The organism is Alishewanella sp. HL-SH06 (assembly GCF_052656265.1).
Genome location: NZ_CP199752.1, coordinates 7,501 through 33,284 on the forward strand (window position 1 = coordinate 7,501; position 25,784 = coordinate 33,284).

Annotated in this window: 29 protein-coding genes (1 of these 29 running past the window's edge); 17 read left to right on the forward strand and 12 right to left on the reverse strand. The window is 45.8% G+C overall.

The features are described 5' to 3' along the window. Positions 1-537, forward strand: partial view of a tRNA (uridine(54)-C5)-methyltransferase TrmA gene (gene trmA, locus ACUJFK_RS00035; RefSeq protein WP_445425694.1) — the 3' end only. Its footprint begins 558 nt before the window's first position; 537 of the gene's 1,095 nt are visible here — the last part of the coding sequence; its start codon lies off the left edge, out of view; it ends in the stop codon at positions 535-537. On the opposite strand, the gene fabR is transcribed toward trmA, so the two are convergent. Continuing rightward, the gene (gene fabR / locus ACUJFK_RS00040) at positions 534-1,142 is read right to left on the reverse strand and encodes an HTH-type transcriptional repressor FabR (RefSeq protein WP_306178554.1); all 609 of its coding nucleotides are present in this window, start codon (positions 1,140-1,142) and stop codon (positions 534-536) included. The two genes, trmA and fabR, sit on opposite strands and share 4 nt — an antisense overlap. 99 nt (positions 1,143-1,241) lie before the next feature. On the opposite strand from fabR, the gene ACUJFK_RS00045 reads away from it, so the two are divergent. Both ACUJFK_RS00045 and sthA read left to right on the forward strand, forming a co-directional pair. Next, positions 1,242-2,360, forward strand: a complete 1,119-nt coding sequence (locus ACUJFK_RS00045; RefSeq protein ID WP_226751285.1) for an acyl-CoA desaturase — start codon at positions 1,242-1,244, stop codon at positions 2,358-2,360. 103 nt (positions 2,361-2,463) lie between these two features. Next, the gene (sthA, locus tag ACUJFK_RS00050; RefSeq protein WP_445425695.1) at positions 2,464-3,885 is read left to right on the forward strand and encodes a Si-specific NAD(P)(+) transhydrogenase; all 1,422 of its coding nucleotides are present in this window, start codon (positions 2,464-2,466) and stop codon (positions 3,883-3,885) included. 46 nt (positions 3,886-3,931) lie between these two features. Here the strand turns inward: sthA and hemE are convergent, their stop codons facing one another. After that, the gene (hemE, locus tag ACUJFK_RS00055; protein WP_226751286.1) at positions 3,932-5,002 is read right to left on the reverse strand and encodes a uroporphyrinogen decarboxylase; all 1,071 of its coding nucleotides are present in this window, start codon (positions 5,000-5,002) and stop codon (positions 3,932-3,934) included. A 258-nt stretch (positions 5,003-5,260) separates the two neighbouring features. Continuing rightward, positions 5,261-6,058 (reverse strand): NAD(+) diphosphatase, encoded by a 798-nt coding sequence (nudC, locus tag ACUJFK_RS00060; RefSeq protein ID WP_306178556.1) that lies wholly within the window; start codon positions 6,056-6,058, stop codon positions 5,261-5,263. A gap of 151 nt (positions 6,059-6,209) precedes the next feature. Here nudC and rsd point away from each other — a divergent pair, with 151 nt between their 5' ends. Then, on the forward strand, positions 6,210-6,695 hold the full coding sequence (gene rsd, locus ACUJFK_RS00065; RefSeq protein ID WP_226751288.1) for a sigma D regulator: 486 nt from the start codon (positions 6,210-6,212) through the stop codon (positions 6,693-6,695). Positions 6,696-6,745: 50 nt separating this feature from the next. Here the strand turns inward: rsd and ACUJFK_RS00070 are convergent, their stop codons facing one another. After that, positions 6,746-7,477 carry an FKBP-type peptidyl-prolyl cis-trans isomerase gene (locus ACUJFK_RS00070; protein ID WP_304504385.1) on the reverse strand — a complete coding sequence of 244 codons (732 nt, stop codon included), beginning with the start codon at positions 7,475-7,477 and terminating at the stop codon, positions 6,746-6,748. A 104-nt stretch (positions 7,478-7,581) separates the two neighbouring features. Here ACUJFK_RS00070 and ACUJFK_RS00075 point away from each other — a divergent pair, with 104 nt between their 5' ends. Together ACUJFK_RS00075 and ACUJFK_RS00080 are read left to right on the forward strand one after the other, a co-directional pair. Then, positions 7,582-8,553, forward strand: coding sequence for a WD40 repeat domain-containing protein (locus ACUJFK_RS00075; RefSeq protein ID WP_236130361.1), 972 nt, complete (start codon positions 7,582-7,584; stop codon positions 8,551-8,553). After that, a complete protein-coding gene (locus ACUJFK_RS00080) occupies positions 8,546-8,773 on the forward strand; it encodes a SlyX family protein (RefSeq protein WP_226751290.1) in 228 nt (75 codons plus the stop codon). Before ACUJFK_RS00075 ends, ACUJFK_RS00080 begins: the two co-directional genes overlap by 8 nt. A gap of 16 nt (positions 8,774-8,789) precedes the next feature. Here the strand turns inward: ACUJFK_RS00080 and ACUJFK_RS00085 are convergent, their stop codons facing one another. Beyond that, on the reverse strand, positions 8,790-8,996 hold the full coding sequence (locus tag ACUJFK_RS00085; protein ID WP_226751291.1) for a YheV family putative zinc ribbon protein: 207 nt from the start codon (positions 8,994-8,996) through the stop codon (positions 8,790-8,792). A 113-nt stretch (positions 8,997-9,109) separates the two neighbouring features. On the opposite strand from ACUJFK_RS00085, the gene ACUJFK_RS00090 reads away from it, so the two are divergent. The 3 genes from ACUJFK_RS00090 (at position 9,110) to ACUJFK_RS00100 (ending at position 11,738) form a co-directional block, all read left to right on the forward strand. Beyond that, positions 9,110-11,026, forward strand: a complete 1,917-nt coding sequence (locus ACUJFK_RS00090) for an ATP-binding cassette domain-containing protein (protein ID WP_445425696.1) — start codon at positions 9,110-9,112, stop codon at positions 11,024-11,026. Then, positions 11,016-11,531: a DUF2390 domain-containing protein gene (locus ACUJFK_RS00095; RefSeq protein WP_226751293.1), complete on the forward strand. Its 516-nt coding sequence runs from the start codon at positions 11,016-11,018 to the stop codon at positions 11,529-11,531. The genes ACUJFK_RS00090 and ACUJFK_RS00095 overlap by 11 nt, the downstream gene beginning before the upstream one ends. A gap of 75 nt (positions 11,532-11,606) precedes the next feature. Next, positions 11,607-11,738, forward strand: a complete 132-nt coding sequence (locus tag ACUJFK_RS00100; RefSeq protein WP_226751294.1) for a DUF3149 domain-containing protein — start codon at positions 11,607-11,609, stop codon at positions 11,736-11,738. 12 nt (positions 11,739-11,750) lie between these two features. Here ACUJFK_RS00100 and fdxA read toward each other — a convergent pair whose 3' ends face one another. Beyond that, positions 11,751-12,074: a ferredoxin FdxA gene (fdxA, locus tag ACUJFK_RS00105; RefSeq protein ID WP_226751295.1), complete on the reverse strand. Its 324-nt coding sequence runs from the start codon at positions 12,072-12,074 to the stop codon at positions 11,751-11,753. A 179-nt stretch (positions 12,075-12,253) separates the two neighbouring features. Between fdxA and ACUJFK_RS00110 the strand changes: the two genes are divergently transcribed. From ACUJFK_RS00110 to ACUJFK_RS00130, 5 genes are all read left to right on the forward strand, one after another. Further along, the gene (locus tag ACUJFK_RS00110; protein WP_445425697.1) at positions 12,254-13,888 is read left to right on the forward strand and encodes an NAD(P)/FAD-dependent oxidoreductase; all 1,635 of its coding nucleotides are present in this window, start codon (positions 12,254-12,256) and stop codon (positions 13,886-13,888) included. Between the two features lie 101 nt (positions 13,889-13,989). Beyond that, on the forward strand, positions 13,990-14,112 hold the full coding sequence (locus tag ACUJFK_RS00115) for a hypothetical protein (RefSeq protein ID WP_445425698.1): 123 nt from the start codon (positions 13,990-13,992) through the stop codon (positions 14,110-14,112). Positions 14,113-14,170: 58 nt separating this feature from the next. After that, a complete protein-coding gene (locus tag ACUJFK_RS00120; protein ID WP_420934092.1) occupies positions 14,171-15,295 on the forward strand; it encodes an ISAs1 family transposase in 1,125 nt (374 codons plus the stop codon). Between the two features lie 632 nt (positions 15,296-15,927). Then, positions 15,928-16,488 carry a CBS domain-containing protein gene (locus ACUJFK_RS00125; RefSeq protein WP_226751298.1) on the forward strand — a complete coding sequence of 187 codons (561 nt, stop codon included), beginning with the start codon at positions 15,928-15,930 and terminating at the stop codon, positions 16,486-16,488. Positions 16,489-16,579: 91 nt separating this feature from the next. Beyond that, on the forward strand, positions 16,580-17,377 hold the full coding sequence (locus tag ACUJFK_RS00130) for a CLCA_X family protein (RefSeq protein ID WP_445425699.1): 798 nt from the start codon (positions 16,580-16,582) through the stop codon (positions 17,375-17,377). Here ACUJFK_RS00130 and ACUJFK_RS00135 read toward each other — a convergent pair. From ACUJFK_RS00135 to ACUJFK_RS00145, 3 genes are all read right to left on the reverse strand, one after another. Beyond that, on the reverse strand, positions 17,374-18,684 hold the full coding sequence (locus ACUJFK_RS00135; RefSeq protein ID WP_445425700.1) for a diguanylate cyclase domain-containing protein: 1,311 nt from the start codon (positions 18,682-18,684) through the stop codon (positions 17,374-17,376). The genes ACUJFK_RS00130 and ACUJFK_RS00135 overlap by 4 nt on opposite strands. A gap of 119 nt (positions 18,685-18,803) precedes the next feature. Further along, a complete protein-coding gene (locus ACUJFK_RS00140; protein ID WP_445425701.1) occupies positions 18,804-20,354 on the reverse strand; it encodes a GMC family oxidoreductase N-terminal domain-containing protein in 1,551 nt (516 codons plus the stop codon). Beyond that, positions 20,354-20,851, reverse strand: a complete 498-nt coding sequence (locus ACUJFK_RS00145; protein ID WP_445425702.1) for a hypothetical protein — start codon at positions 20,849-20,851, stop codon at positions 20,354-20,356. Before ACUJFK_RS00145 ends, ACUJFK_RS00140 begins: the two co-directional genes overlap by 1 nt. Before the next feature lie 53 nt (positions 20,852-20,904). Between ACUJFK_RS00145 and ACUJFK_RS00150 the strand changes: the two genes are divergently transcribed. From ACUJFK_RS00150 to ACUJFK_RS00160, 3 genes are read left to right on the forward strand one after another with little or no spacing between them, the layout of a single operon-like run. Continuing rightward, complete coding sequence (locus ACUJFK_RS00150; RefSeq protein ID WP_445425703.1) at positions 20,905-21,909, forward strand: hydrolase; 1,005 nt, start codon at positions 20,905-20,907, stop codon at positions 21,907-21,909. Next, positions 21,906-22,148, forward strand: a complete 243-nt coding sequence (locus tag ACUJFK_RS00155; protein ID WP_445425704.1) for a YheU family protein — start codon at positions 21,906-21,908, stop codon at positions 22,146-22,148. The genes ACUJFK_RS00150 and ACUJFK_RS00155 overlap by 4 nt, the downstream gene beginning before the upstream one ends. 39 nt (positions 22,149-22,187) lie before the next feature. Then, on the forward strand, positions 22,188-22,391 hold the full coding sequence (locus ACUJFK_RS00160) for a DUF4177 domain-containing protein (RefSeq protein WP_445425705.1): 204 nt from the start codon (positions 22,188-22,190) through the stop codon (positions 22,389-22,391). A 173-nt stretch (positions 22,392-22,564) separates the two neighbouring features. Here the strand turns inward: ACUJFK_RS00160 and pckA are convergent, their stop codons facing one another. From pckA to nudE, 3 genes are all read right to left on the reverse strand, one after another. Continuing rightward, on the reverse strand, positions 22,565-24,163 hold the full coding sequence (gene pckA / locus ACUJFK_RS00165; RefSeq protein ID WP_445425706.1) for a phosphoenolpyruvate carboxykinase (ATP): 1,599 nt from the start codon (positions 24,161-24,163) through the stop codon (positions 22,565-22,567). A 222-nt stretch (positions 24,164-24,385) separates the two neighbouring features. After that, entirely contained in the window at positions 24,386-25,210 is an 825-nt protein-coding gene (gene cysQ, locus ACUJFK_RS00170) for a 3'(2'),5'-bisphosphate nucleotidase CysQ (RefSeq protein WP_306178568.1), read from the reverse strand. Then, on the reverse strand, positions 25,164-25,775 hold the full coding sequence (gene nudE / locus ACUJFK_RS00175) for an ADP compounds hydrolase NudE (protein WP_226751308.1): 612 nt from the start codon (positions 25,773-25,775) through the stop codon (positions 25,164-25,166). Before nudE ends, cysQ begins: the two co-directional genes overlap by 47 nt. Between the last annotated feature and the right edge of the window lie 9 nt (positions 25,776-25,784).

A 25,784-nucleotide genomic window follows, 5' to 3' on the forward strand; every position in this document is an offset into this window, starting at 1 on the left:
TTTACGCAACCTAATGCCGGTGTTAACCAACAGATGTTGCAATGGGCTGCGAGTGTTGCTGCAGAACTGAACGGTGATTTACTCGAACTGTATTGTGGTAATGGCAATTTTTCTCTAGCTCTTGCTCGACATTTTAATCAAGTGGTTGCTACCGAGTTGGCTCGAAGTTCTATTAAGTCAGCCGAATTTAATATTGCGCTGAATAAGATCGACAATCTACAAGTGCTACAAATGTCGGCGGAAGATGTTGCAGCTGCCTTAGCTGAAGGGACAACCCTAAAACAGTTAGATTTGAAAAATTTAGCGTTGAATACGGTATTAGTTGATCCACCGCGCGCGGGCTTAGATCCTGCCACCTTAGCGTTAGTGAGTGGTTTTGACGATATCATATATATCTCATGTAATCCTGAGACACTGGCCGATAATCTCGCCTTTTTACAAAAGACCCATCAATTACAAAAAGTGGCGATGTTTGATCAGTTCCCTTATACCCATCATATTGAAACCGGAGTGTGGTTAAAACGGTTGCCACACTAATCCGTTAGTTTTCGACCATAACTGGCTGCGCCATGCGCCAGCCAGCGTAATTGCAAAATGGTGCGACGTGTTAACTGCCGACATTGTTCGGTTGGTGCATCTAAGGCATCTGCGCCAGTATGGAACACTAATGTCACCATGGCATCGGCCTGTAACTGTGCTTGCTCAACCGTACATTCGGTTTGCTTACGAAGATAATGCGCTAACTCAGCGGAAAAGTGTTGGATCTCTCGTGCTACCGCTGCCCGAAATGCCGCCGAGGTACCAGAACGCTCACGCAGTAATAAACGAAATACGTTACTGTTTTCAGTCACAAACTCCATAAAGGTTTCAACTGAAGTACTAATAACACTGCCATTATTCTCAATGCGAAGCCGTGCTTGGCGCATGAGTTGCCTGAGCATTAAACCCGCTTCATCTACCAGAGTTAGCCCTAATTCATCCATATCTGAAAAATGCCGATAAAAAGATGTGGGTGCAATTCCGGCTTCACGCGCCACTTCACGTAAACTTAAACTCGCGAAACTTTTTTCCGCACTTAACTGTGAAAACGCCGCATTAATGATGGCTTGGCGGGTTCGTTCTTTTTGTTCTGCTCTGCTCACGATACATCCCAATCTTGGTGTAATAGAACCGATTTACCTTGACCTACCCGCAACTGCTCGGTAAATTAGCGAACAGTTGTAAGCTCAAAGTGTGGTCCCATGAAAAAAAATCCAATTATCTGGACTAATGTACTGTTATTTAGTTCTAGTTTCTTAGTTGCCGCTGTCGCGGCTCCCTATTATGCCTTGACTATTGGCTTTACGGCAGTAGAAATTATCGCCATGATCTTATGTATGGGTTATTGCGGTATTGCTATTACTGCTGGCTATCACCGTTTATGGTCGCATAAAACCTATGATGCACATCCTATTTTGCAATGGATTTTTGCTATCGGTGGCGCATTTGCTCTGCAAAACAGTGTGATCCATTGGGCGTCAGATCATCGAGATCATCACCGGCATGTTGATGATAATGACAAAGATCCCTACTCGGCAGGCAAAGGCTTTTGGTACAGTCATATCGGTTGGATGCTACGTGATTATCAAGGCGACACTTATAACAACTATAATAATGTTCGCGATCTGCAGAAAAACCCAATCTTAGCTTTTCAACATAAGCACTATTTATCATTAGCCTTACTCACTAATATTGGTGTACCCGTTTTATTGGGTTTTATTTTTGGCAATATGTGGGGCATGTTATTAAGCGTGGGGGTGTTACGTTTAGTATTAAGTCATCATTTTACTTTCTTTATTAACTCGCTAGCGCATATCTGGGGTAAGCAAACTTATACCGATCAAAACAGCGCACGTGATAATGGCATTCTTGCCTTATTAACTTACGGTGAGGGTTATCATAACTATCACCACATTTTTGAATATGATTATCGTAACGGTATTCGTTGGTGGCAGTTTGATCCGACTAAATGGCTGATCAAAAGCTGTTCATGGTTAAAGTTAACTTGGAATTTACGCACCGTGCCCGAAGATCGTATCGCTCAAGCTGTTGCGAAAATGCAATTAAAACGCGCACAACAAAAAGCCATGTTACTGCCGAACTCAGAACAGCTATTGCAATTACTCGAACAGGAATACCAACTGTTAATGGTTAAGTTGCAAGCTTACTATCAGCTGAAAAAAGACTTTCTGCAACAACGTCGTGCTGCTTTGGTTAACCAATACAATGCTTCAGAGTTTGCCCAACGTTATCAAGAATTAAAAGAACATTTGCAGCAGCAACAAAATCATTGGCAACGTTTAACTGCGGCATTTCAATAAGGGATCAACCCGCTGACATTTAAAAAAGAGGCTTTGCCTCTTTTTTTGTCTCTGATACCTGTTATGCTAATTTGTACAGTAAAACGGTGTGAGAATTCAGCTAGTGACAGCAAAATCGGCAGATAAAAAACCTAAATATGACTATGATGCCATTGTAATTGGCACAGGGCCTGGCGGCGAAGGTGCCGCCATGTATTTAGCCAAAAGTGGTAAATCGGTGGCTGCAATCGAGCGTTACTCTTCAGTAGGCGGCGGCTGTACCCACTGGGGCACAATCCCCTCTAAAGCATTGCGCCATTCGGTTAGCCGACTGATTGAGTTTAATGAAAACCCACTGTTCCAAATGGAAGAGCAGGTAAAAAACCTGACATTCTCGCAAATTCTGAAACATGCCGCTGGCGTGATCCGGAAACAAGTAAGACTGCGTGCGGGCTTTTATGATCGCAACATGGTCAAAATGCATCAAGGCGAAGCGAACTTTATTGATAACCACCATATTCAAGTCACTCAAACTGACGGTAGTCACTATGTGATTAGCGCAGAAACGATTGTTATTGCTTGTGGTTCACGCCCTTATCGACCACCGCATGTTGATTTTAGTCATCCGCGTATTTATGACAGCGACACTATCTTATCGTTACAGCATGATCCACGGCATATCATTATCTTTGGTGCTGGTGTGATCGGTTGTGAATATGCCTCCATTTTCCGCGGCCTTGGCGTGCGTGTCGATTTGGTGAATACCCGTGACCGTTTGTTATCTTTTATGGATGCCGAAATATCTGATTCTCTCAGTTACCATTTCTGGAATTCAGGCATGACCATCCGCCACGGTGAAGAGTTTTCTCATATCGAAGGCACCGATGATGGCGTTATCTTGCATTTACAATCGGGCAAAAAGATGAAAGCCGACTGTTTCCTATTTGCTAATGGCCGTACTGGGAATACCGATACGCTGTCATTAAAAAATGTGGGGTTAGAAGCAGATAGCCGTGGCTTACTAAAAGTCACTAAACAATATCAAACCAGTATCGACAATATTTATGCCGTCGGCGATGTCATTGGTTACCCAAGTTTAGCCAGTGCTGCCTACGACCAAGGTCGTTTAGCCGGTGAAGCTATTGTGAAAGGTAACTTAGATGGGCATTTGATTGCGGATATCCCTGCAGGTATTTACACCATCCCTGAGATGTCTTCAGTCGGTAAAACCGAGCAAGAGTTAACGGCGGCGAAAATTCCGTACGAGGTGGGCAGAGCTCAATTCAAACACTTGGCACGGGCGCAAATTGCTAATACCAATGTCGGTAGCCTGAAACTGTTATTTCATCGTGATACGTTGGAAATCTTAGGGATCCATTGTTTTGGCGAGCGGGCAGCAGAAATTGTGCACATCGGCCAAGCTATTATGATGCAAAAAAATGGCGGTAATAACCTCAATTACTTTGTGCATACGACCTTTAACTATCCGACCATGGCAGAAGCCTATCGGGTAGCCGCACTCAACGGTTTAAACCGGTTGTTCTAAACGAAAAAAGCAGCACCCGTGCTGCTTTTTTTACTTACGCTAATGACTACTCTGTTTGTAGATGGTAAGTACGGCTTAAATCTTGTACAGCTTCGATAAAAATACCGGCATGTTCAGGATTCACGTCTGGGGTAATTCCATGCCCCAGATTAAACACATGTCCAGTGCCTTGACCATAGCTGTCTAGAATGGCTTGCACTTCTTGCCGAATCCGCTCTGGGCTACCTAACAGAACAGAAGGATCCATATTACCCTGTAGCGCAACCTTATCACCGACTCGCGCACGAGCCTGACCAATATCCGTGGTCCAATCTAAACCTAAACCGTCACAACCGGTTGCTGCCATGGTCTCAAGCCATTGACCACCGTTTTTGGTGAACAAGGTGACGGGCACTTTACGACCGTCAGCTTCTCTTGTTAGGCCATTGACGATCGTTTGCATATAGCTTAATGAAAACTCTTTGTAATCGCGTGGTGTTAATATTCCACCCCAGGTATCAAAAATCATCAGTGCTTGCGCACCTGCAGCAATTTGCGCATTCAGGTATAAAATGACACTTTGCGCCAGCTTATCCAATAACATGTGCAGGATCTCTGGCTCGCTGTACATCATCTTTTTAATGATGCTAAACGTCTTGCTACCACTGCCTTCAACCATGTAGGTTGCCAAAGTCCATGGGCTACCTGAAAAACCAATCAAGGGCACACTGCCGTTCAGTTCGCGACGAATAGTACGAACGGCATCCATTACATAACGCAGCTCTTGCTCAGGATCAGGAATAGGTAAATGCACCACGTCCATAAAGTCACGGATCGGTTTACTAAAACGAGGGCCTTCACCGACACCAAAGGTTAATCCTAAACCCATCGCATCTGGGATCGTTAAAATATCACTGAACAAAATAGCCGCATCTAAGGGGTAACGGCGTAATGGCTGCATTGTCACTTCACAAGCCAATTCTGGGTTTTTGCACAGCGACATAAAGTCACCTGCTACGCTTCGCGTGGCGCGATATTCAGGTAGATAACGGCCGGCTTGGCGCATCATCCAAATAGGCGTTTGGTCGACAGGTTGACGCATAAGCGCTCTTAGGTAACGATCATTTTTTAATTGCATAACTTTTCCGCTGTGCTAATAGTTGCGATATTTTAACAGCTAAGCGCCCGAAGCTCTATGCTCTGGCCGGAATTGCTGCGTTAAGGCCGTACTAAAATTCACGATATATTCAGCTAAGGTTCATTATTTTGTCATATGGGCTTGTATCGCTGCTCGCTATCTGCTATAAAATCCCTGCGCTAGTCAAGAAACAACAAATACGAAGCTCGATTATACGAGACCATGCTTTCCCCATTGAAGCCACATTTTGTGGCTTTTTTATTTTCTGCCATAACACTGCTGTGCTAAAGCAATGAGTTGTCCTGATAAGGTTTCAATACCTGGCGTTTGTGGCAACTTATCCAACTCACACCAATACGCCTCTTCAATTTCATGCGGTTGACAAACAATCTCTCCGCCAGCGTACTGGGCTAAAAAACCAGTCATCAAAGAATGCGGAAATGGCCAAGGCTGACTCCCCACATACTGCAAATCCGTAATATCAACGCCCACTTCTTCTTTTACTTCACGTATAGCGGCTTGCTCTAAGGTTTCGGCAGACTCAACAAAACCGGCTAGCACCGAAAAAAAACCGGCTTTATGCCGACTAGAACGCGCCAGCAAGATTTTGCCATCATTGACGATCGCCACTAATACACAAGGTGCGATCCGAGGATAACAGCGATGACCACACTTATGACATAAGCTGGCTAATTCCCAATTGACCAAATGCATGGCGCTACCACATTGCCCGCAAAAGCGATGTGTTTGTAAAAACAGTGCGACTTGCGTGGCTCTGGCCGCTAATTGAAATAATGCCTCACCATGCGTTAAAAAAACGCGAGCTGAATGCCACTGCGTTTCATCGGTTGCCTGATCATCAAACACCATTAAATAACAGGGATGTTGCTGATATTCGCCGATCCAACAAATCTGTGTACCTTGGCTTGCTATCGGTAAGTGACTTTGACTACCAAAAGGCAATGTGCCCTCAGCTGATAAAAATACCCGGCCTTGGTTCACAATGAACCAATATGCTTGCTCTTTTGCTGATAATACAACACTGTGTTTGATCATTAGTGGGTTATTCCGCGCGCTACTATGCTATGTTGCAGCTATCATACTGGTAGTTACTGAGCAGACCAATAAAAAAACGGTTGATCTTTGCTATGAAATTCTTTTAATTTGGCAGTAATGCAGAAACGTAACTGCACCTAAGGAGAAGCTAATGTACACCCGCGTACAGCAAGCACAACAAAAGTGGGGCGGTAGCCTAACAGCCATCGATAATTGGCTAGCAGAAAGACAGCAAATTATTGTTTGCTATTGCCGCTTAGCTGGTTTGCCACCTTTTGAAAAAGATCGTCATACCATGCCTTCACAAGAAAAAATTAGAGAGTTTTGTCAACTATTGATGGACTACTTATCGGCGGGTCACTTTGAGGTTTACGAACGAATTGTTACACAATGTGCCGTTAATGGTACCGACAGCCGTAGACTAGCAGATAGCTTATATCCAAAGATTGCCGTTTCTACTGACTTATCGTTAGAGTTTAACGATAAATATGCCGAGCATCTAAGCACACGTAACAGTGGCAGTTTTGATATCGAATTGTCGGCTTTAGGCCAAGCTTTAGAAGAGCGCTTTGAGCTAGAAGATAAACTGATTGAAACGCTTTATATTAGACACGCGGATAATACCACCGCAGTTTGAATATCATAAAAAAAGCGGCTTTAAGCCGCTTTTTTCTGCTATTGGGCTACTTACTGTGCTTTGACGATATCCAATAATTCTACTTCGAATACTAATACGCTATGTGGTGCAATAGTGCCCATATCACGTTCGCCGTAAGCTAATTCTGACGGAATAGTGAAACGGAACTTAGAGCCTACATTCATTAACTGCACGCCTTCAGTCCAACCTGGAATAACGCGATTCAATGGGAACTCAATTGGCTCGCCACGCTCTACTGAGCTGTCAAAAACTGTACCGTCGGTTAAAGTACCGGTGTAGTGTACTTTTACGGTGTCAGTTGCAACAGGTTTAGCGCCATCAGCAGCTTGTATCACTTCATACTGTAAACCTGATTCAGTTACCATCACGCCTTCTTTCTTGGCATTTTCAGCTAAGAAGGCATCACCTGCGGCTTTCGCTGATGCGGCTGAAGCTTCAGCAATTTTCGCCTGCTCTGCACGGTACGTTTCATCTAACGCGGTTAATAGCGCTTGGATATCTTCTTCCGATACTTCAGATTTACCGGCCATACCATCTTGCACGCCACGTAAAATTAACGCAGAGTCTAATGGAATAGCAATTTTGCTGTATTCATCTACGGTGCTTTGTAAATAACGGCCCGCAGATACGCCTAAGCTATAAGCTTGTTTTGCTTGTTCTGTTTCCATTACTGGAGCCACTTCAGCTTTTTCTTCTTTGTTACAAGCGCTCAGCGTTAACAACGCTACAGCAACCAGAGTCAGTTTAGTTTTAACGCGCATTCTTTTCTCCAAAGTTTAGCAGTGCAATTGCTAAAATATGATTTAATAAGGGACTATTCGCCCCGCTATACTAACGCTTTGTTTGGATGAGGTTAACACCTAAGATGAAATATCCTGTGCTTTTCCTTAGTTTATTACTCAGTGCCTGCAGCAAGGTAGAAACGACCCCTGTGGAGCAATGGCCTCATGTTGCCAACGTAAGCTATGCCGCAGCACTGTCTTCAGATGGCAAATATGCGGTGGTCTCATCCGTACAAGACGGCATTGCGTTTTGGGATCTACAGCAAAACGCCTTAAAGTATCAATGGCGACATGAAGAAGCCAGTGACAATTTAGTGCTTAATTTGGCACTAAGTGAAGATAACAGCCACGTATTGACGGCAGATCAACACACTTTTGCGCTTTGGCGCACGGCAGATGGTCAAAATGTTGGATATTGGCAAACCGACCAACACAGCATTCGCGATATTGCTATTTCGAACAATGGCGCCCATCTTCTGATTGGCAAAAGCGATAATACCGTGCAACACATTACGCTGAGCAGTGGCCGTCGCTTAGATTTTATCGGTCATACCGAACGCATCAATAGCGTGGCCATGTCACCAAACGGTCGCTATGCCTTAACGGGTAGCAATGATTACAATGCCTACCTGTGGGACACTCAGACCGCGCAAATTCGATATAGTTTCACGCATCCCAGTCGAGTAACTAAAGTCGCCTTGGATCCACAAGGGCGTTTCGCCTTTACTGCCGATAGCCAACATTTAGCGCAAATTTGGGATATACAAACAGGACAACTTGTCAGCCAATTGCAAATGCTTACAAGGCAGCAAGTATTCAGTGCCGTTCGATTTAGCGCTGATGGGCGTTTTTTATTAACCGGCGCGCCAACACGTAACCTCGTGTTATGGGAGGTCAAAACCGGTCGCGAGATCCAACGCTGGCGGGTTTCTCCCCGCGTTGGCAGCCGACCAGAAAGTGCCGTAGTGCATGCAGTCGCTTTTCTTGATGCACAGCGTATAATTAGCGAAAGCTCCAGTGGCTTAGCCGAAGTATGGAAAATAACCAATGAGTAGTGAACCTATAGATATTCAGTTACATCTGATTGAACTGGAGAGCAAAATTGCTTTTCAAGAAGATACCGTTAACTGCTTACACGAAGAATTATTAGCGCATCAAAAACGTATTGATCAATTGCAACGCCAAATTTTAACTCTAGCAGAGAAACTACAGCAATTACCGCAAGACAGTGAAATCTTACGTCCTGAAGAAGAGCCGCCACCGCCGCATTATTAATCGCCTGGTAAGCGGCTTATTCTGGTTTAAACACACCAATGACCATCTCGTTGCTGCGGGTTGATTTTGCGATCTGCTGCTCGGGTTGGGTCATTTGATGCCCACAAGCCACGCATTCCACCTTCTCAACATTATTTTCGATAAATAAACTCATGGTGTCTTGCGCTTTACATTGTGGGCAACTTGCGCCAGCGATGAAGCGTTTCTTTTTGCGCTGCGTCATTTAGATCCTCATGGGTTATAGGCAGAGTAAAAGGCAAATTTCACGAACTGCCCTTGGCTTATCTGGGATATAGCGTAAAATTGCCCACCTAGTTCACTGTTACAAGGAAAAACATGATCCAGTTACAGCAGGTCGAATTACGCCGCGGTATTAATGCGTTATTCAGTGGGGCCGATCTTACCGTATTTCCAGGACAAAAGGTGGGAATTGTCGGTGCAAATGGCTGCGGTAAATCAAGCCTGTTTGCGTTATTGCTCGGAAAACTGCATGCCGACAGTGGTAACGTTAACCTGCCCGCTGGCTGGGTTATCGCCACCGTAGCGCAAGAAACCCCTGCTCTGGATTGTTCCGCCCTAGACTATGTGCTGCAAGGTGATGAGCAACTTTTCCCGCTATTAATCAAAGCGCGTAGTCAGTGTAGTGAAAGCGATTTAGCGGCAGTACATCAACAAATTGAAGCGCTTGATGGTTATCGAGCGGAAGCGAAAGCCGGTATCCTGTTAGCGGGATTAGGCTTTAGTGGCGATGCCCAACAACACCCCGTAAAGTCTTTTTCGGGTGGTTGGCGTATGCGGATGAACTTGGCGCGCGCACTGATGAAACCTGCGGATCTGCTTTTGCTGGATGAACCGACCAACCACCTTGATTTAGATGCCGTGCTTTGGTTAGAAAAGTACCTCACTAATTATCCGGGTACCTTATTACTGATCAGCCACGACCGCGATTTTCTTGATGCTGTAACCGACAACATTGTGCATATTGAGCGACAAACCGTTACCTTGTACAAAGGTAATTACAGCCAGTTTGAGCGCCAGCGAGCCGAACAATTATCGCAACATCAATCGAATTTTGAAAAGCAGCAACGCCAAGTTGCTCACTTACAACAATTTATTGACCGTTTTAAAGCTCAAGCCACTAAAGCACGCCAAGCGCAAAGCCGCATCAAAGCGCTAGAACGCATGACCATGTTGGCACCTGCCCATATTGATTCACCGTTTAACTTTAGTTTTCGCGATCCTAAAGCCTTACCTAATCCGTTACTGAAAATGGAAAACGTGCAAGCCGGCTACAGTGACAAGGTTATTTTAAGTAATATTAATTTTCAGCTATTGCCTGGCAGTCGTATTGGTTTACTGGGTCGCAATGGTGCGGGTAAATCGACCCTGATTAAAATGCTTTCCGGCGAGCTAACACCGAAAAGTGGTGAAGTGTGGTATGCCAATGGCGTTAGCTTAGGCTACTTTGCGCAGCATCAACTAGAAACGCTTAGACCACAAGATTCGCCGCTGCAACATCTGGTGCGGTTAGACCCCTTAGTACCCGAACAAAAGCTCCGCGATTTTCTGGGTGGCTTTGGTTTTCATGGCGATAAAGCCTTAGAAGCCTGTGCGCCCTTCTCTGGCGGCGAAAAAGCCCGTTTAGTGTTGGCACTGTTAGTCTATCAACGACCTAACTTATTGTTACTTGATGAACCCACCAACCACTTAGACTTAGAAATGCGCGAAGCCATCGTTATGGCGTTACAAGACTTTGCTGGGGCCATTGTTGTGGTGTCGCATGATCGGCATTTACTGAGCAGCACCACCGATGAGTTTTATTTGGTAGCACATGGCAAAGTGGCGCCATTTGAAGGCGATTTGCAAGACTATTACCAGTGGATGCAACAAGATGCCCGGCAAACCCAAGCCGCCGCACTGGATAATAACGCACCAACCAGCAATAGTGCGGTGCAGCGCAAAGACACAAAACGCTTAGAAGCTGAACTTCGTAATGTACTGCGGCCATTAAAGCAACAAATCGACAAATTAGAACAACGCCAGCAACAACTTGCCGCCCTACTTGCTGAGATAGAACAACAACTGGCCGATCCGGCCATTTATGATGCAGAGCAAAAAGCCCAGCTTACCGCGTTACTTAGCAAACAAAGCAGCGCCAGTGCCGAGCAAGACCAAGTAGAAGAGCAATGGTTTATGGCACAAGAGCAATGGGAACAACAAACCAGTAGCTTCTGGGCAGCAAATGGTCAATAAGCCCTTAGACGAGCCGTTACTTAGCCTAGACAGTGCCCTGCTCTGGCAATTTAGCCTGGCCGTTTATCCACAGCTAAAAACGCTTTGCTTACGCTGGCAAAATGACTATGACGCCAACATCAATGTACTGTTGGCGTTAAGTTTAGCCGAGCAGCAACACTGGCAGCTGACTTCGTTTAGCCTAGCAGCAGCGCTTAAGGCGTTAACCCCATTAAACAGCCAAATTACCGAAGGCTTGCGCCAGCAGCGTAGTCAATTAGCCTGTTTAGGCCTCAGCGCAGCGCAACAGCAACAATTAAAACAAGGCTTGCTGCAAGCCGAATTAGTGGCCGAACAACTAGAGCAACAACTGTTAGTGGCGCAGCTACGCTTTCATACCCAACGTAATGCCGATAACCTCAGTGATTACCTGCAGCAATTACAGGTACCTTCATCAGCGCAATTAAGGCGTGAATTAATTGATCTACGTCAAGCCAGCGCACAGTTCGTGGCGAGCTTGTCTTAAAGCTTGATCCAGATCACAGCTGGCCTAGATAGCCAAAACTACACTTTGTTTGTCACAAGCAAAGAGGGTTTTCAGATGAACATTTGGCATGAGTTTCTAAACGATCCGGTAGTTTTTATTTCTTTTGCAGGGTTAGCCATTGTTGTTGGTTTATGCATTTTTTATGCGGTTTATTTTATTTATAAAATTGAAACTGCTGAAGAATAATTTACCCGTTGCCTAGGTTTCCAAATATTGTAATTTGTCGGCTACACCATTCCAGGCATCCGCATCGGCTGGTGCCGCTTTTACCGTGCGAATATTTGGCCAAACCTCAGCTAATGCTGCATTTAGGGCAATAAAGTCGCGCTGCTCGGTCGGTACTTTCTCTTCTTGAAAAATCGCGTTCGCGGGGCATTCTGGCTCACACAAACCACAATCAATACATATGGTTGGGCTAATAACTAACAAATTCGGCCCTTCAAAAAAAGCATCTACTGGGCACACCGCCACACAGTCTGTAAATTTACATTTGATACAGTTTTCGCCTACCACAAATGCCATGTCACACCCCTCTTACTAAAACAGATGCTGATCATACTGCAGCAGCCGCGAAAAACAACTGAGCAACGCAAGACAATCGCAAACGAATACGGACAACCGAGCCGAGATCACGTAAAATAACACTTTTTAGCTGGCACTTTGCCTTGCTTAGACTTTCAGCGATTATCAGCAGGATTGTTATGTTGCGTTTAACCGAAATTAAAATACCTTTGCACCATCAGGATGAAAACGCCGAGTTACGTACTGCCGTACTCACTAAATTGGGCGTGGCTGATGCTGATGTGCGACACATCACGGTCTTTAAGCGCGGAATTGATGCTCGCAAAAAAATGGCGATCCAACTGACCTATACGCTGGATATTGATGTAGCAAAAGAAGCTGCTTTATTGGCGCGCTTTAGCAAAGATCCGCATGTTCGACCCACACCCGATACTCAATACAAATTTGTGGCAGAGGCTCCTGCTGAACTCAGCTCACGCCCTATCGTAGTGGGTTTAGGCCCTTGTGGTTTATTTGCGGGGTTATTATTAGCACAAATGGGCTTTAAACCGATTATTTTGGAACGTGGCAAAGCAGTACGTGAACGCACTAAAGACACTTTTGGTTTTTGGCGCGGTCAAGAGCTTAACCCTGAGTCGAATGTGCAATATGGTGAAGGCGGAGCCGGTACTTTTTCTGATGGTAAACTGTATAGCCAAGTCAAAGATCCGAAACATTACGGTCGTAAAGTGTTAACTGAATTTGTTACAGCAGGTGCACCCGAAGAAATTATGTATGTCAGTAAACCGCACATCGGTACCTACAAACTGGTGGGTGTGGTCGAAAAAATGCGTGCGAGCATTATTGCACTGGGTGGCGAGATCCGCTTTAACAGCCGAGTCGAGCAGTTGCATATCACTGATGAGCAACTAGAGGGTGTCACTCTGAATAACGGTGATTACTTAGCGTGTCAGCATTTGATATTGGCTATCGGCCACAGCGCGCGTGACACCTTTCAAATGCTGTATGATGCGGGAGTGTATGTTGAAGCCAAGCCGTTTTCGGTTGGCTTTCGCATTGAGCATGAACAATCTATGATCGACTCCTGTCGTTGGGGCCCTAGCGCAGGCCACCCTATCTTAGGCGCGGCTGACTATAAGTTGGTGCATCATTGTCAAAACGGACGCACCGTTTACAGTTTCTGTATGTGTCCTGGTGGCACTGTAGTCGCTGCGGCGTCTGAAACAGGCGGAGTTGTGACCAATGGCATGAGCCAATACTCGCGGCATGAACGCAATGCCAACAGTGCTATCGTGGTCGGTATTCATCCCGAGCAAGATTATCCTGGGCATCCATTGGCCGGTATCGATTTGCAGCGTAAGTTAGAACAAGCCGCGTTTAAACTGGGCGGTGAAGATTATCGGGCGCCAGCGCAATTAATTGGCGATTTCTTAAAAGGCCAATCGTCTGCTGAATTGGGTGAAGTACAACCGTCTTATACCCCGGGCATAAAACTAACCGATTTAGCGGGCTTACTGCCCGACTATGCCACCGCTGCCATTCGTGAAGCGATCCCCGCTTTTGAGCAGCAAATTCGTGGCTTTGCTAAGGCAGATGGTTTGTTAACAGCAGTGGAGACACGCACCTCCTCACCCATCTGTATTAAGCGAGGTGCCGATTTCCAAAGCGTTAATATTAAGGGTTTATATCCAGCCGGCGAAGGTGCAGGCTATGCGGGTGGTATCTTATCAGCCGCCATCGACGGCATTAAAGTGGCCGAAGCATTGGCGCTGGATATGTTAAGCATGCAAGCAAAATTAAACACCTTATCTTAATGCAAGGCATCCTAATAAAGTGCCTATGCTGCCTAACGTACAAACAGACTAAATGCTTCGCTGCATTCTAATTCGGTTTCTCCCGATAATAGGAAAGCGTTATGTTAGAAACTCTGATTGTTGTGCTGATTATTTTGTGGGGCTTAGGATTGGTGTTTTCTGTTACATTGGGGGGCTTTACCCCAGGGCAAGATCACGAACATTTAGTACGCACTTTAGCATAACTGATTGACCCCGATCTTCAGCTGTGATCAGATACTGGCTTTTACGCGGAGCCAGTTTATGAACATCGATATTTTTGCAGAGCACTTTTCAGAATTAGAAGACCCAAGGCAAGCCGCTAAGGTCGTTTACCCCTTGTTTGACGTAGTGTTTTTAACGCTTTGCGCAGTCATTGCTGGCTGTGAGGGCTGGGAAGATATTGAAGATTTCGGCGAAAACCGCTTTGACTGGCTGCAAGAACATGGCTTTTTTAAACTGGGTTTGCCGGTACACGACACCATCGCGCGGGTGATGTCACTGCTGGACAGCGAAGCCTTGCAGCGCTGCTTTGCCAGTTGGATGCAGGCTTGTACAGAGCTTACCGATGGTCAGGTGGTCGCAATCGACGGCAAAACGCTTCGCGGCTCCTACAACCGGGAAGACCGCTGCTCTTCTATTCATATGGTTAGCGCCTTTGCCAGCGCCAATGGTGTGGTAATGGGCCAGGTTAAAACGGACGAGAAGAGCAACGAAATTACGGCGATACCTCAGCTACTTAACTTGCTGGAGCTTAAAGGATGCCTGGTCAGTTTGGATGCAATGGGATGCCAGAAAGAGATAGCGCAGCAGATAGTAGATAAAAAAGCTGATTACCTGTTGACGGTTAAAGGCAACCAAGGTCATCTGCACGATGCAGTAAAACAAGTCTTTGCGGGTAAAGCGCATAAAGATAGTGCAGCGCAGTCACTGGAAAAGAACCGTGGGCGTCTAGAGTACCGTGAATTCCAGGTCTGTCCGGCCAGCGAATTACCGGAAAAACTCAAAGCTGCCTGGCCAGCGCTGACAACCTTAGGCATGGCAACGACTTACCGGGTGGAAAAGCACAAGCGTGCGGTGTTAGAGCAACGTTATTTTATCAGCTCAGCCGACCTTACCGCAGAAAGGCTGTCCCAGGCAGTACGCGAGCATTGGTGTATTGAAAACCAGCTGCACTGGGTGCTGGATGTGAGCTTAAGTGAGGATGCGTGCCAGATATACCGTGGTAATGCAGCAGCCAATCTTGCCACGATGCGACACTTCGGCTTGAATATGTTACGCGCTGAGAAGCGAAAAATGAGTATCAGAAGAAAGCAGCGTCAGGCATTGATGAATGAGGCTTATCTTGATGCGGTGTTGGAAGCTGGCATGAGTGTGGTGATTAAATGACCACTCGTAATCTCACCCTGGGCTTTACCCATACCTTACTAGTATTAGCAGTAGTGATATTAGCGATAAGATTAATTCGTGGCCGTAGAAGCTAGCGAAAAAAAACGAACACTAGGGAAAGTAGACACTTTACCCGTACGATAATTAAAGAGGATAATAATTATTTTTTAGTTAGCTACTTGTGCTTTGTGGCGTTAGCTATCATTATCATCTTATCTTATTAAAATTTTACTGTAGTCATTAATGCCGCTGCTAAATGCTTTCATCGCACTATTGTACTTGAGTCTGTTGTTAACAACAGAAACAAGCCATGCGCATGATCAGCGTTTATCACCTTTGGCTGACAGTCAATTTCAAGCAGTTAGCCCGCAGTTATTCAACCATCCACAAGCACTAAATAACGCTGAACCAGAGCCTGACGAAGTTGACATTAATTGTGTCGATCTTCAATTTTTAAGCCCCGTAAACCCATCAACACCAAACCTAAGTTACTCTGCGCCCTGGATTGCATTTACGAGCAGCCCAGATACCGCTCGCGCTCCCCCCGCTTTACTCCACATCTGATTTTAATAGTTTATTTCTGTTATTAATTCGGCGCGGCCTCTGCGTGCCTCTATGTGTGAGTATTTATCATGAAAAAATTAGCCTTATTTAATTTAGAAAACGTCGATCATTTAATGCAACCAGCCGACTTCGCCCAAGCGACGCTGCAATCACCTGCCACCAGCGTATTTACTGACTTTAAACACAGCGAGCCGACCATCATTGCCGGTGATACCACTGCTGCTGATGCATTTCTGATGATGCAACAAGAACGTAGCCCGTTAAAACTGGTGGTGGATGATCGCAATGAACTGACTGGCTTGATCCATATTGAGCAGTTATCTGAACAAGCCATTATGCGTCAGGTAATTTTAGGTGCAGATCGGCGTGAGTTAAAAATTCGCGATTTAATGCGGCCACGAGATCGCATCAAGGCCTTGGCGTATCAACAGCTGCAAAACTGCACCATTGCCGATATTATCAATACGCTGCAATCTAGCGGGGAACAATATTGCGTGGTGGTTGACCGTGACCAACATCATATTCGTGGTTTGATCCATGCTCAAGATTTAGCACGCCGCTTAAAAATGCCAGTGGCTATCCGCCAACAACCGACCTTTTTAAGTATTTTCGATAGTTTATACGCTTAACCTTTCAGGTATGCGGGCTGCTGTGTTTCTCCGAGCAAGGTGGCCCGCTTTTTTATTGCAACACGGTGCTAGCAGTCGTTAAACTAACGACATGCCAGTATCTCCCCGAATTCAACGCCAATATTATCGTAACGGCCCACCGCATCGCAGTGGCGCTGATGTTAGCTTTGCCGATCTCGTAGCCATATTTGGTTTTAACAGTATCCATATCGGCCGCTGGGTTACCGCGGCAGAGCAACAGCTCGCTGCCAACTTATTCTTTGATGCCTTTTGTGATTTACAGCAAATACTGCAAGTTCCTGCTGAAGTCATTTCATTAAAAGGAAGTTTGGCACTGACGTTTGGCATTGGTGGCCAACCCGGTGTGGCCGCTTTTTATCAACCACAAGGCCGTATCTTGGCACTGGCTAAAAATGCCGGTGGTGGCAGTTTAGCCCATGAGTGGTTTCATGCTTTTGATCATTTCGTTGCGGCAAAAAGCTTTAGCGTGGCCGCGCCAACAGGCCGCTTTGCCAGTCGTATGTGGCTAGATAACCTCCCCTTAAAAGTGCATCCATTAACCCTGTTGCTTGAAGAGGCCTTTCAGTTACTGTACCTCAGCCAAGACAAACAAAACCCTAGCGCGTTTTTTCAACATTGCCATCAATTGGATCAAGCCCGGCAACGTGCTTATTTGGCTTTGCCAGAAGAAATGGCCGCTCGTGCTTTTGAAACAGTGCTGCAAAGCCAGCCACTTAAGAACAGTTTTTTGGTGTCTGGTACGCAGAAAAGTGCTGCAGCGAAGCTTGGTATTTATCCAGATGCCACTTTAACCGTAGCATTAAGCCATTACTGGCTCAGTTACTTTAAACAACTTGGCGCCAGCTTAATGCTGGCCAGCCATGCTTAGTTAGGCTTAGCTTCTAACCAGCGATTGCCACCCTGCCGCTTTGCTTGATACATCGCTTGGTCTGCTGTGGCCATCAGCTGTTCGGTGTTGGCGCCGCAGCTAGGATACAAAGCCACCCCAATACTACTGGTGACATGAATCGCATGCTGTTTAAACAAGATAGGTTTCGCTAAAGCAAGCCGTATTTGCTCAGCAATAGCGAACACCACGTTGTACTCATCTAACTTTGATAACAAGATAACAAATTCATCGCCACCAAAACGCGCCACCGTATCGCTATGCCGAATACAGCGTTGAATGCGTTTTGCTACTTCCTGCAACACGCTATCACCCGCCGCATGACCTAATTGATCATTGATGGGTTTGAAATTGTCTAAGTCGAGATAAAACAAGGCTAAACAGCCATTATGTCGAGGCAATGCCGCTAAAGCTTGTTGGCAGCGATCTTTAAACAGTTCGCGTTTAGGAAGCTGGGTTAGCTCATCGTATAAAGCACTGTAATGTAAACGCGACAATAATTCTTTTCGCTCGATGGCGATAGCAATATGCTGACCAATAAAGTCAAACAGTTCACTATCGGCAAAACCGGTGGCCCCAGGCTCTGTTGGCAGTTGTACCGCTAGCACACCTAATGTTTTAGCCGACGCTTTTAACCGCACCCCTAACCAACCCTGCTGATCGGGTACTAATTGCTGATGCGGTGCAGTGCTTTGTTGCAGCACGCCACAACAAAATTGTTCAGCACCAGCCTGCTTAGCTGCGTTATTTTGCTCTAAATTTATGTAGGGTAGGTACAATTCAGCGGCGTTGGCACCTCGGGCAATAACAATACTGCGTAAAGGCATTAGACTGGATATAATGTGTTGCAACTGTTGATAGAGGGCTAACAGATCATCGGCCGTAAAAGCGGCTTCTGAAATAGCATACATGGCCGCTTGCCGTGCTTCAGTCTGCTTTAATTGAGTGATATCACGCGCTACGGCCACTCGCTGTTGTTTTTCACCAGACCAACGCGCCGACCATAACAGATAGACCACTTGACCATCTTTACGAATATAACGGTTTTCAAAGTCGATAACGACTTGGCCTTGGTTAATAGCTTGCGCTGCGTCTAGGGTTTTTTGCCGATCATCAGGATGAATAAAGTTGAACATTGACTTTCCAAGCATTTCCTCTGGCTTATAACCAAAAATACGCTCGGCGCCCTGACTTAAAAACTCAAAACATCCATGCTGATCAACAGCACAAACCGCATCGAGTAATAAATCGATGTAGTGACTTAACGCAGTGTACAAAGGAGAAGTCATAACCGCTCATAAAACAATCTATAATCGGTAATTAGCCTAACACAATTCCGTTTAATCTTAAGATTAAAGTCGATGCTAAAAACAAAAATAGTTAAGCCCTATACCCTTAAAAATTCAAGCTAGGTTAACTGCTGAATTAACTGCTGACAATTACGCCAAACCAACGCGTAAATAGTCAGTTGCGGATTAACCCCCAAACTGCTGGGTAAAATAGAGCCATCAAATATCGACAGGTTGTCCAGTTGAAAATGTCGGCCAAAACTATCAACTACCCCATCCTGCTCTTTTGCGCTCATATTACATCCTCCCATCACATGGGCGGATACCACGGTTTGTTTCAGTGGTTTTAACGCTAAATTGTGAATAGCTTGCCGCGCCTCTGACCAGCTACGATAAGCTTGCGCGTCATGGTGGATAGGCAAAACCTGTTTGGCACCGGCGGCGAATTGTAACTCGGCCATCGATAATAACGCCTTGCGCATCCCCTGCCATAGGTAATCACTGATTGGGTAATCCAGCAATGGCTGATCAAATTGATCTAATTGGACATGCCCCCCTTGGCTATCTGGGTGAAAGCCGTCGCGTAACAACGCAATGGTGACTTGAAGATGGTCAAATTGCTGCATTAATTGCGCATGCTGCTCGGCGAAACCCGTTAACTTCGTTGCCATTAAAACCGGATGTACGGGCGGCACTTCTAGTTTATAACCGATGTGTTCTTTATCTTGTGGCCAAACAAATTGATCAGAATAAATAGATTGCGGCGCGCCTTGATGACCAGCAATACGCTCGTCAAATATGGCACCCGAAATGACACTCGGATGTAAATAAGTATGCTTACCCAACCGTTTCGAAGGATCGGGTACCTTCGAGCGAAGTAACAACGCCGGTGAACCTATGGCCCCCGCCGCAACAATATAATGCTTGGCACTGATCGTGACGTTAATGCCTTTTTGCGGCTGAAAATAAGCATTAACCGGCAATGCACTGAGACTGTGTATTTTGTTTCCTTGCCAGTTTAATTGCCTTACCGACAAACGAGAGAGTAATGTTGCCCCTTGCGCCAGCGCTGCAGGAATAGTGCTAACCAACATCGATTGTTTGGCGTTTATCGGGCAACCAAAACCACAATAGCCAAGATTCGCGCAACCATTCACATTTCGACTAATAACACCAGAGTGCCAACCTAATGCCGTGCAACCTCTCTGCAACTGCTGATTGTTCGCATTAGGTGCCAGCGACCAAGGCCGCATATTTAAACGCTGTTCCGCTAAAGCAAAAAAAGGGATCAGACTTTGATCCGCTTGAAACGCTAAACCAAATTGCTGTTGCCAGTAATCTAGAGTGGCTGCTGGCGTACGAAATGACGATGTCCAATTGACTGTGGTTGATCCTCCCACCGTACGACCTTGTAAAATACTGATCGCTTGGTCACGCGTTTTACGAGCCGCACCTTCTTGATAAAGTTGCGGATAAGCCCAGCGCTCTTCCATGACAAAATCTTCACGCTGATACCATGCGCCCTCCTCCACTAACAACACCTGAAAACCGGCTGCGGTAAGTTGCTCGGCGGCAATGCCACCGCCTGCACCAGAGCCGATAATCACTACATCTGCACTATAATGCTGATCGTGCGTTAAAGTACTGGCATCAATATGTTTCACTGTCATTAGCGAAATCTCGGGGCATGATAAGGCAGCGCGACCCAATGCTCGGGTTGACCATAGTAAGCGCCGTATAACAGCTCTCTTAGTCCATGATAAGCTTGCTGTAACAATTGCAAGTAACTATCACGCCAAGCCGCTAGCAGGCTCAAACGTTGTGGCAAGGATAAACTCGTTAAACGGCTAAGATGCCCGGTTAAACCCAGCTGAGTTAGGCGCTGGGCAAGCAGATTAAACAACTGATGTAATTCTTGTTGCTGGCGTAACGGCAAGAAAGGGATGAAATCGGCAATGGCCGTTTTAGTGCGTATCAGCTCCGCTTCTGCTAAAGTCGCAGCTGTGGGTAAGGCTCCCAATAATAAAGCCGGTAATAACGCTGATAGCACAAGATCTCGGTTAGCATGGTTTGGGGTAAAGCTGTGCTGCCAACCCCAAACGCCAATTCCTAGGCTTGATGCAGCAGCGATAGCGATACCGGATAAAATAAATTGTCTTCGTTGCATAGTGCTGCACCTTAATATCATTAATGATTCATTGTTTACCAGGATACCGCCTTTTGCAAGCTCAGATCAGACCAGTTTATACCAGCAGCTTTAAAGCACCGTGGTGGCTAAAGCATGCTCACCTGCAAACCATTTTCGCTAAGTACTTGAGCCCAAAAGCTCGGCTCAGTAGCCAAGCAGAATTATTTACCCTCAGTGATGGCGATGAACTGCAATTAAATTGGACAGAATTACCCAAGGCGACGGATACGCGGCCTTTAGTGGTGCTCTTACACGGTTTAGCGGGCAATATCGATAGCCATTATATTCAAGGCTTACTCACAGAACTAAAACAGCGCAATTGGCCTGCCGTGTTAATGCATTTTCGTGGCTGCCATGGCCAACCTAATAAATTGCCACGCGCTTATCATAGTGGTGATACCGGTGACTTTGCCGAAGTCATCACGCAAATACAGCAACGCTTTCCGCTAATGCCGATCAGCGCTGTCGGCTTTTCGCTCGGCGCCAATGTGTTAGTCAAATATTGTGGTGAGCAAGGTGGGGCGAATTTACTTAAAGCTGCGGTGGCCATTTGCCCGCCCTTAGCGTTATCTGCCAGTGCCAAACGGATCAATAGCGGCAGCAGCAAGGTGTACCAACGCTATTTATTAAGCCGTTTAAAAGCCAGTACCGAGCAGAAACTGGCGTCTCATGCTAACTTTCCCTTACCGCTAACCCTTGAGCAAATTCGCAGTTTTAGCAGCATTGAACAGTTTGATCAGCATTATACTGCACCAATACATGGTTTTCGTGATGCACAAGATTATTATCAAAAAGCCAGTGGCAAAGCGTTTTTGCGGCATATTCAAATTCCCACCTTGGTGATCCATGCCCATGACGATCCTTTTTTAAGTGATGCCGTTATCCCTAAACCAACAGACTTAAGCGCCAGTGTACACTACGAACTGAGCCAACATGGTGGACATGTGGGCTTTGTGACGGGTAGCAACCCATTTAAACCGGTATTCTGGCTTAACCAGCGGATCCCCGCCTTCATTAAGCAGCAACTAAACCTATGATTATTTCTTATACCGATATCGACCCCACCACGTTAGATAACTTAATTGAAAGCTTTGTACTGCGCGAAGGCACCGATTACGGTGAGCAAGAAGTGTCCTTAGCAGCCAAGGTACAAGCTATCCGGCGGCAACTAAAAGCAGGCGAGGTTTTGATTGTCTATTCTGAGTTAGACGAAACAGTTAACCTGATGTCTAAGCAACATTTTATGCAACAACAAGCTGCTGACGGCTCAATGTAGAACCTAGCCGATACCGCAATAAAGGAGCGATAAACAATTATGTGGGAATATAAAATTATTGATTCTGCCAACGCTGGAAAAACTGGCTTTCTTAGAGGGCGAACGGTAGAGCAAGCTGAAGCTTACTTAAATACATTAGGTGAAGAAGGTTGGGAGATTATCGATATCGACTTTCAAATGGATCCCACGATGCCCGGCGGCCCAACGCATTTTCACGGTATTGCCAAGCGCGCGAAGTCATAATCGTCTTCTGCCATTCCCAATCGCAGCAACGGTGACATAGCGCCAACTTTGCATCAATGTGATTAATGAGACAAAGAAAGCCGCGATGACTTGTGCAATACAAACCAGAACCTGCGGCTTACAAAGCAAAAAGCCAACCTCACGAGGTTGGCTTTTTTAATAGCACGCAATAATTACAGCTGTGGGCCAGCAGCAACTAAGGCTTTACCTTCGGCATTGTCAGTAAACTTTTCAAAGTTCTTAACAAAACGGCTAGCCAGATCTTGAGCTTTCACTTCCCAATCAGCCGCATTGGCATACGTCATGCGCGGATCCAAAATACCATCTTCAACATCGTGCAAATGTTTTGGCATGGCTAAATTAAAGTAAGGCAATTGCACAAACTCCGCGTTCTCGATACTGCCATCTAGGATAGCGTCGATAATAGCTCGCGTCGCTTTAATCGAAATGCGCTTGCCTGAACCATTCCAACCGGTATTCACTAAATAAGCTTCAGCGCCTGATGCTGCCATCCGCTTACCTAATACTTCCGCATATTGCGTTGGGTGTAGGCTTAAGAAAGCCGCACCAAAACAGCTAGAGAAGGTTGGCGTTGGCTCAGTAATGCCACGCTCGGTGCCTGCCAGTTTCGCCGTAAAACCTGACAAGAAGTGGTACTTCGCTTGTTCTTTGGTTAATTTTGATACCGGTGGTAACACACCAAAGGCATCAGCCGTTAAGAAAATGACTTTTTTCGCATGACCCGCTTTAGATACAGGGGTCACGATATTATCGATATGATAAATCGGATAAGAGACACGCGTGTTTTCGGTTTTAGAACCATCGTTGTAATCAATCTTACCGTCAGGTGAGACCGTGACGTTCTCTAACAAGGCATCACGACGGATAGCATTAAAGATATCAGGTTCATTCTCTTTCGACAGGTTGATCGTTTTCGCGTAACAGCCGCCTTCAAAGTTAAATACACCAGCGTCATCCCAACCGTGTTCATCGTCACCAATTAATTGACGTTTTGGATCAGTTGATAACGTTGTTTTACCCGTGCCTGATAACCCGAAGAAGACAGCAACATCGCCTGCCGCACCCACGTTGGCCGAACAGTGCATCGAAGCGATACCTTGCAGCGGTAAAAAGTAGTTCATCATAGAGAACATACCTTTTTTCATTTCGCCGCCGTACCATGTGCCACCAATTAACTGAATACGCTCAGTTAAGTTAAAAGCCACAAAGTTTTCTGAATTTAAGCCATGCTTTTGCCAATCAGGATTAGTACATTTCGCGCCATTCATCACAATAAAATCAGGCTTGTACGTCACTAACTCAGCGTCTGTTGGGCGAATAAACATGTTTTTAACGAAATGCGCTTGCCACGCCACTTCAGTGATAAAACGAACGGCTAAGCGAGTATCGGCATTCGCACCACAGTAGGTATCAACAACAAATAAACGCTTACCTGATAATTGCTTGGTGACCAGCGCTTTTAAGTCGGTCCATACTTCAGTGCTAATAGGCTTGTTGTCATTTTTACCTTGATCAGACCACCAAACCGTATCGCGTGTAGTGTCATCTCGAACGATGTATTTATCTTTAGGAGAACGACCAGTAAAAATTCCCGTATCAACTGATACGGCGCCTGACTCTGTGAGTTTACCTTTTTCATACCCAGTTAAATCACTACGTGTTTCTTCCGCGAATAGTAAATCATATGAAGGGTTGTAAATGACTTCCGCGACATCCGTGATGCCGTATTGGCCCAGATCCAGATCGGACATGTTGTTGACTCCTAGGGTACTGTAGGTAAAGGTGCGTCTCTAGCGGACTATTTAAATTTTGTTGCGTTTTGAACAAACGGCTGAAATTTGTTCAAAAAACACCTGATTAGCATAGCGTTTTTCAAACATAAAAGATAGCGATTATTGACAAGCAATCGGGCTGTAAGCCAATAACAGCAAGGGCTGCAGCCTGTTGCTTACTTACAGGATTTGGTAATTTAATTACAGGATCCGCGTAGTACTTTTTGCGCGGATTAAGTCTGACCAAGGAGCCGCAGCTTGACCTATCACCATAAAATCCGGATTGGCCAGTGTTTCACGCTGATTGTAACTCAGCGGTGCAAATTGACTGTCGAGGATTTTACCACCGGCCTCTTCAACGATGACATGCACCGCGCCCGTATCCCATTCACCGGTTGGGCCTAACCGTAAATAACAATCGGCTTTTCCTTCAGCAACCAAACAGCTTTTTAAAGAGCAGCTACCTAACGGGATATACTCGACCTGTTGTGTCACACTGAGCAAATCAATTATCGGTTGTCGTGGTTGGCGTCGACTTACCGCAATACGCAGCTGTTCACCGGCTTGATGTTGATGTACAGCGATGCGTTTAATTAAGTTTGCCTGCTGCTTAAAAGCACCATTGCCGCGCGTTGCATAATAAATAACGTCTTCTTTTGGCCAGTAAATCACCCCTAGCGCTGGCCAGCCGTGTTCTACTAAAGCGATGCTCACGGCAAAATCGCCACTACGAGCCACAAATTCTTGCGTACCGTCCATAGGATCAATTAACCAATAACGTGGCCAATCAGAACGCTGCGCTAAAGGAACCAGATGTGTTTCTTCTGAGATGATCGGGATATCGGGCGTTAAGGCCGATAGTTGTGCAATGATATGGGCATTAGCCGCCAAATCAGCGGTGGTGACCGGACTGCTGTCACTTTTTTGTTGTTCGGTAAAATTACCAGTTTGGTACATTTCCCACAAAATAGCGCCCGCTTCACGGGCTGTCGTTTTTACAGGTTCCAGCAGTTTGCTTAAAAACATCCGGATTCGCTTCCAAATACTGTTGTGCCAGCAACAAGGCAGCTACGCTGCGTGCTTCGGTAAAATCGGCCTGTTGCAGCAATAAATCCGTTTGCTGACGTGACCAGCTCACTAGCTCCAGTGGCTCTGGCTCATCGCCAGCCAGACGCTCCACATATAAATCGAAGGCTAATACTATGTGCATTGTAGCATTAAAATAGCCTGGGGCTAAAGCCAGAGATTTTAATTGCACGAAGCGCTTCGCGCCAAAACCAATCTCTTCTTTGAGTTCACGATTAGCCGCTGTTACCACGTCTTCACCAGGATCAATCAAGCCTTTGGGGAAACCAAGTTGATAGTCATGGGTGCCTGCTGAGTATTCACGGACCAGATAAAAGTTATTGGGATCAGGGCAAGCAATAATCATTACTGCACCACGATTACTTCCACGCATTCTTTCGTAAGTGCGTTCTACGCCATTGCTAAACCGTAACTCTAATTGTTCAATTTTAAACAATCGACTTTGAGCGACAATTTCCTGCGCAAGAATTTCTGGTTTTTGTTTGTCGCTGTTACGCTGCGTCATACTGGGCTC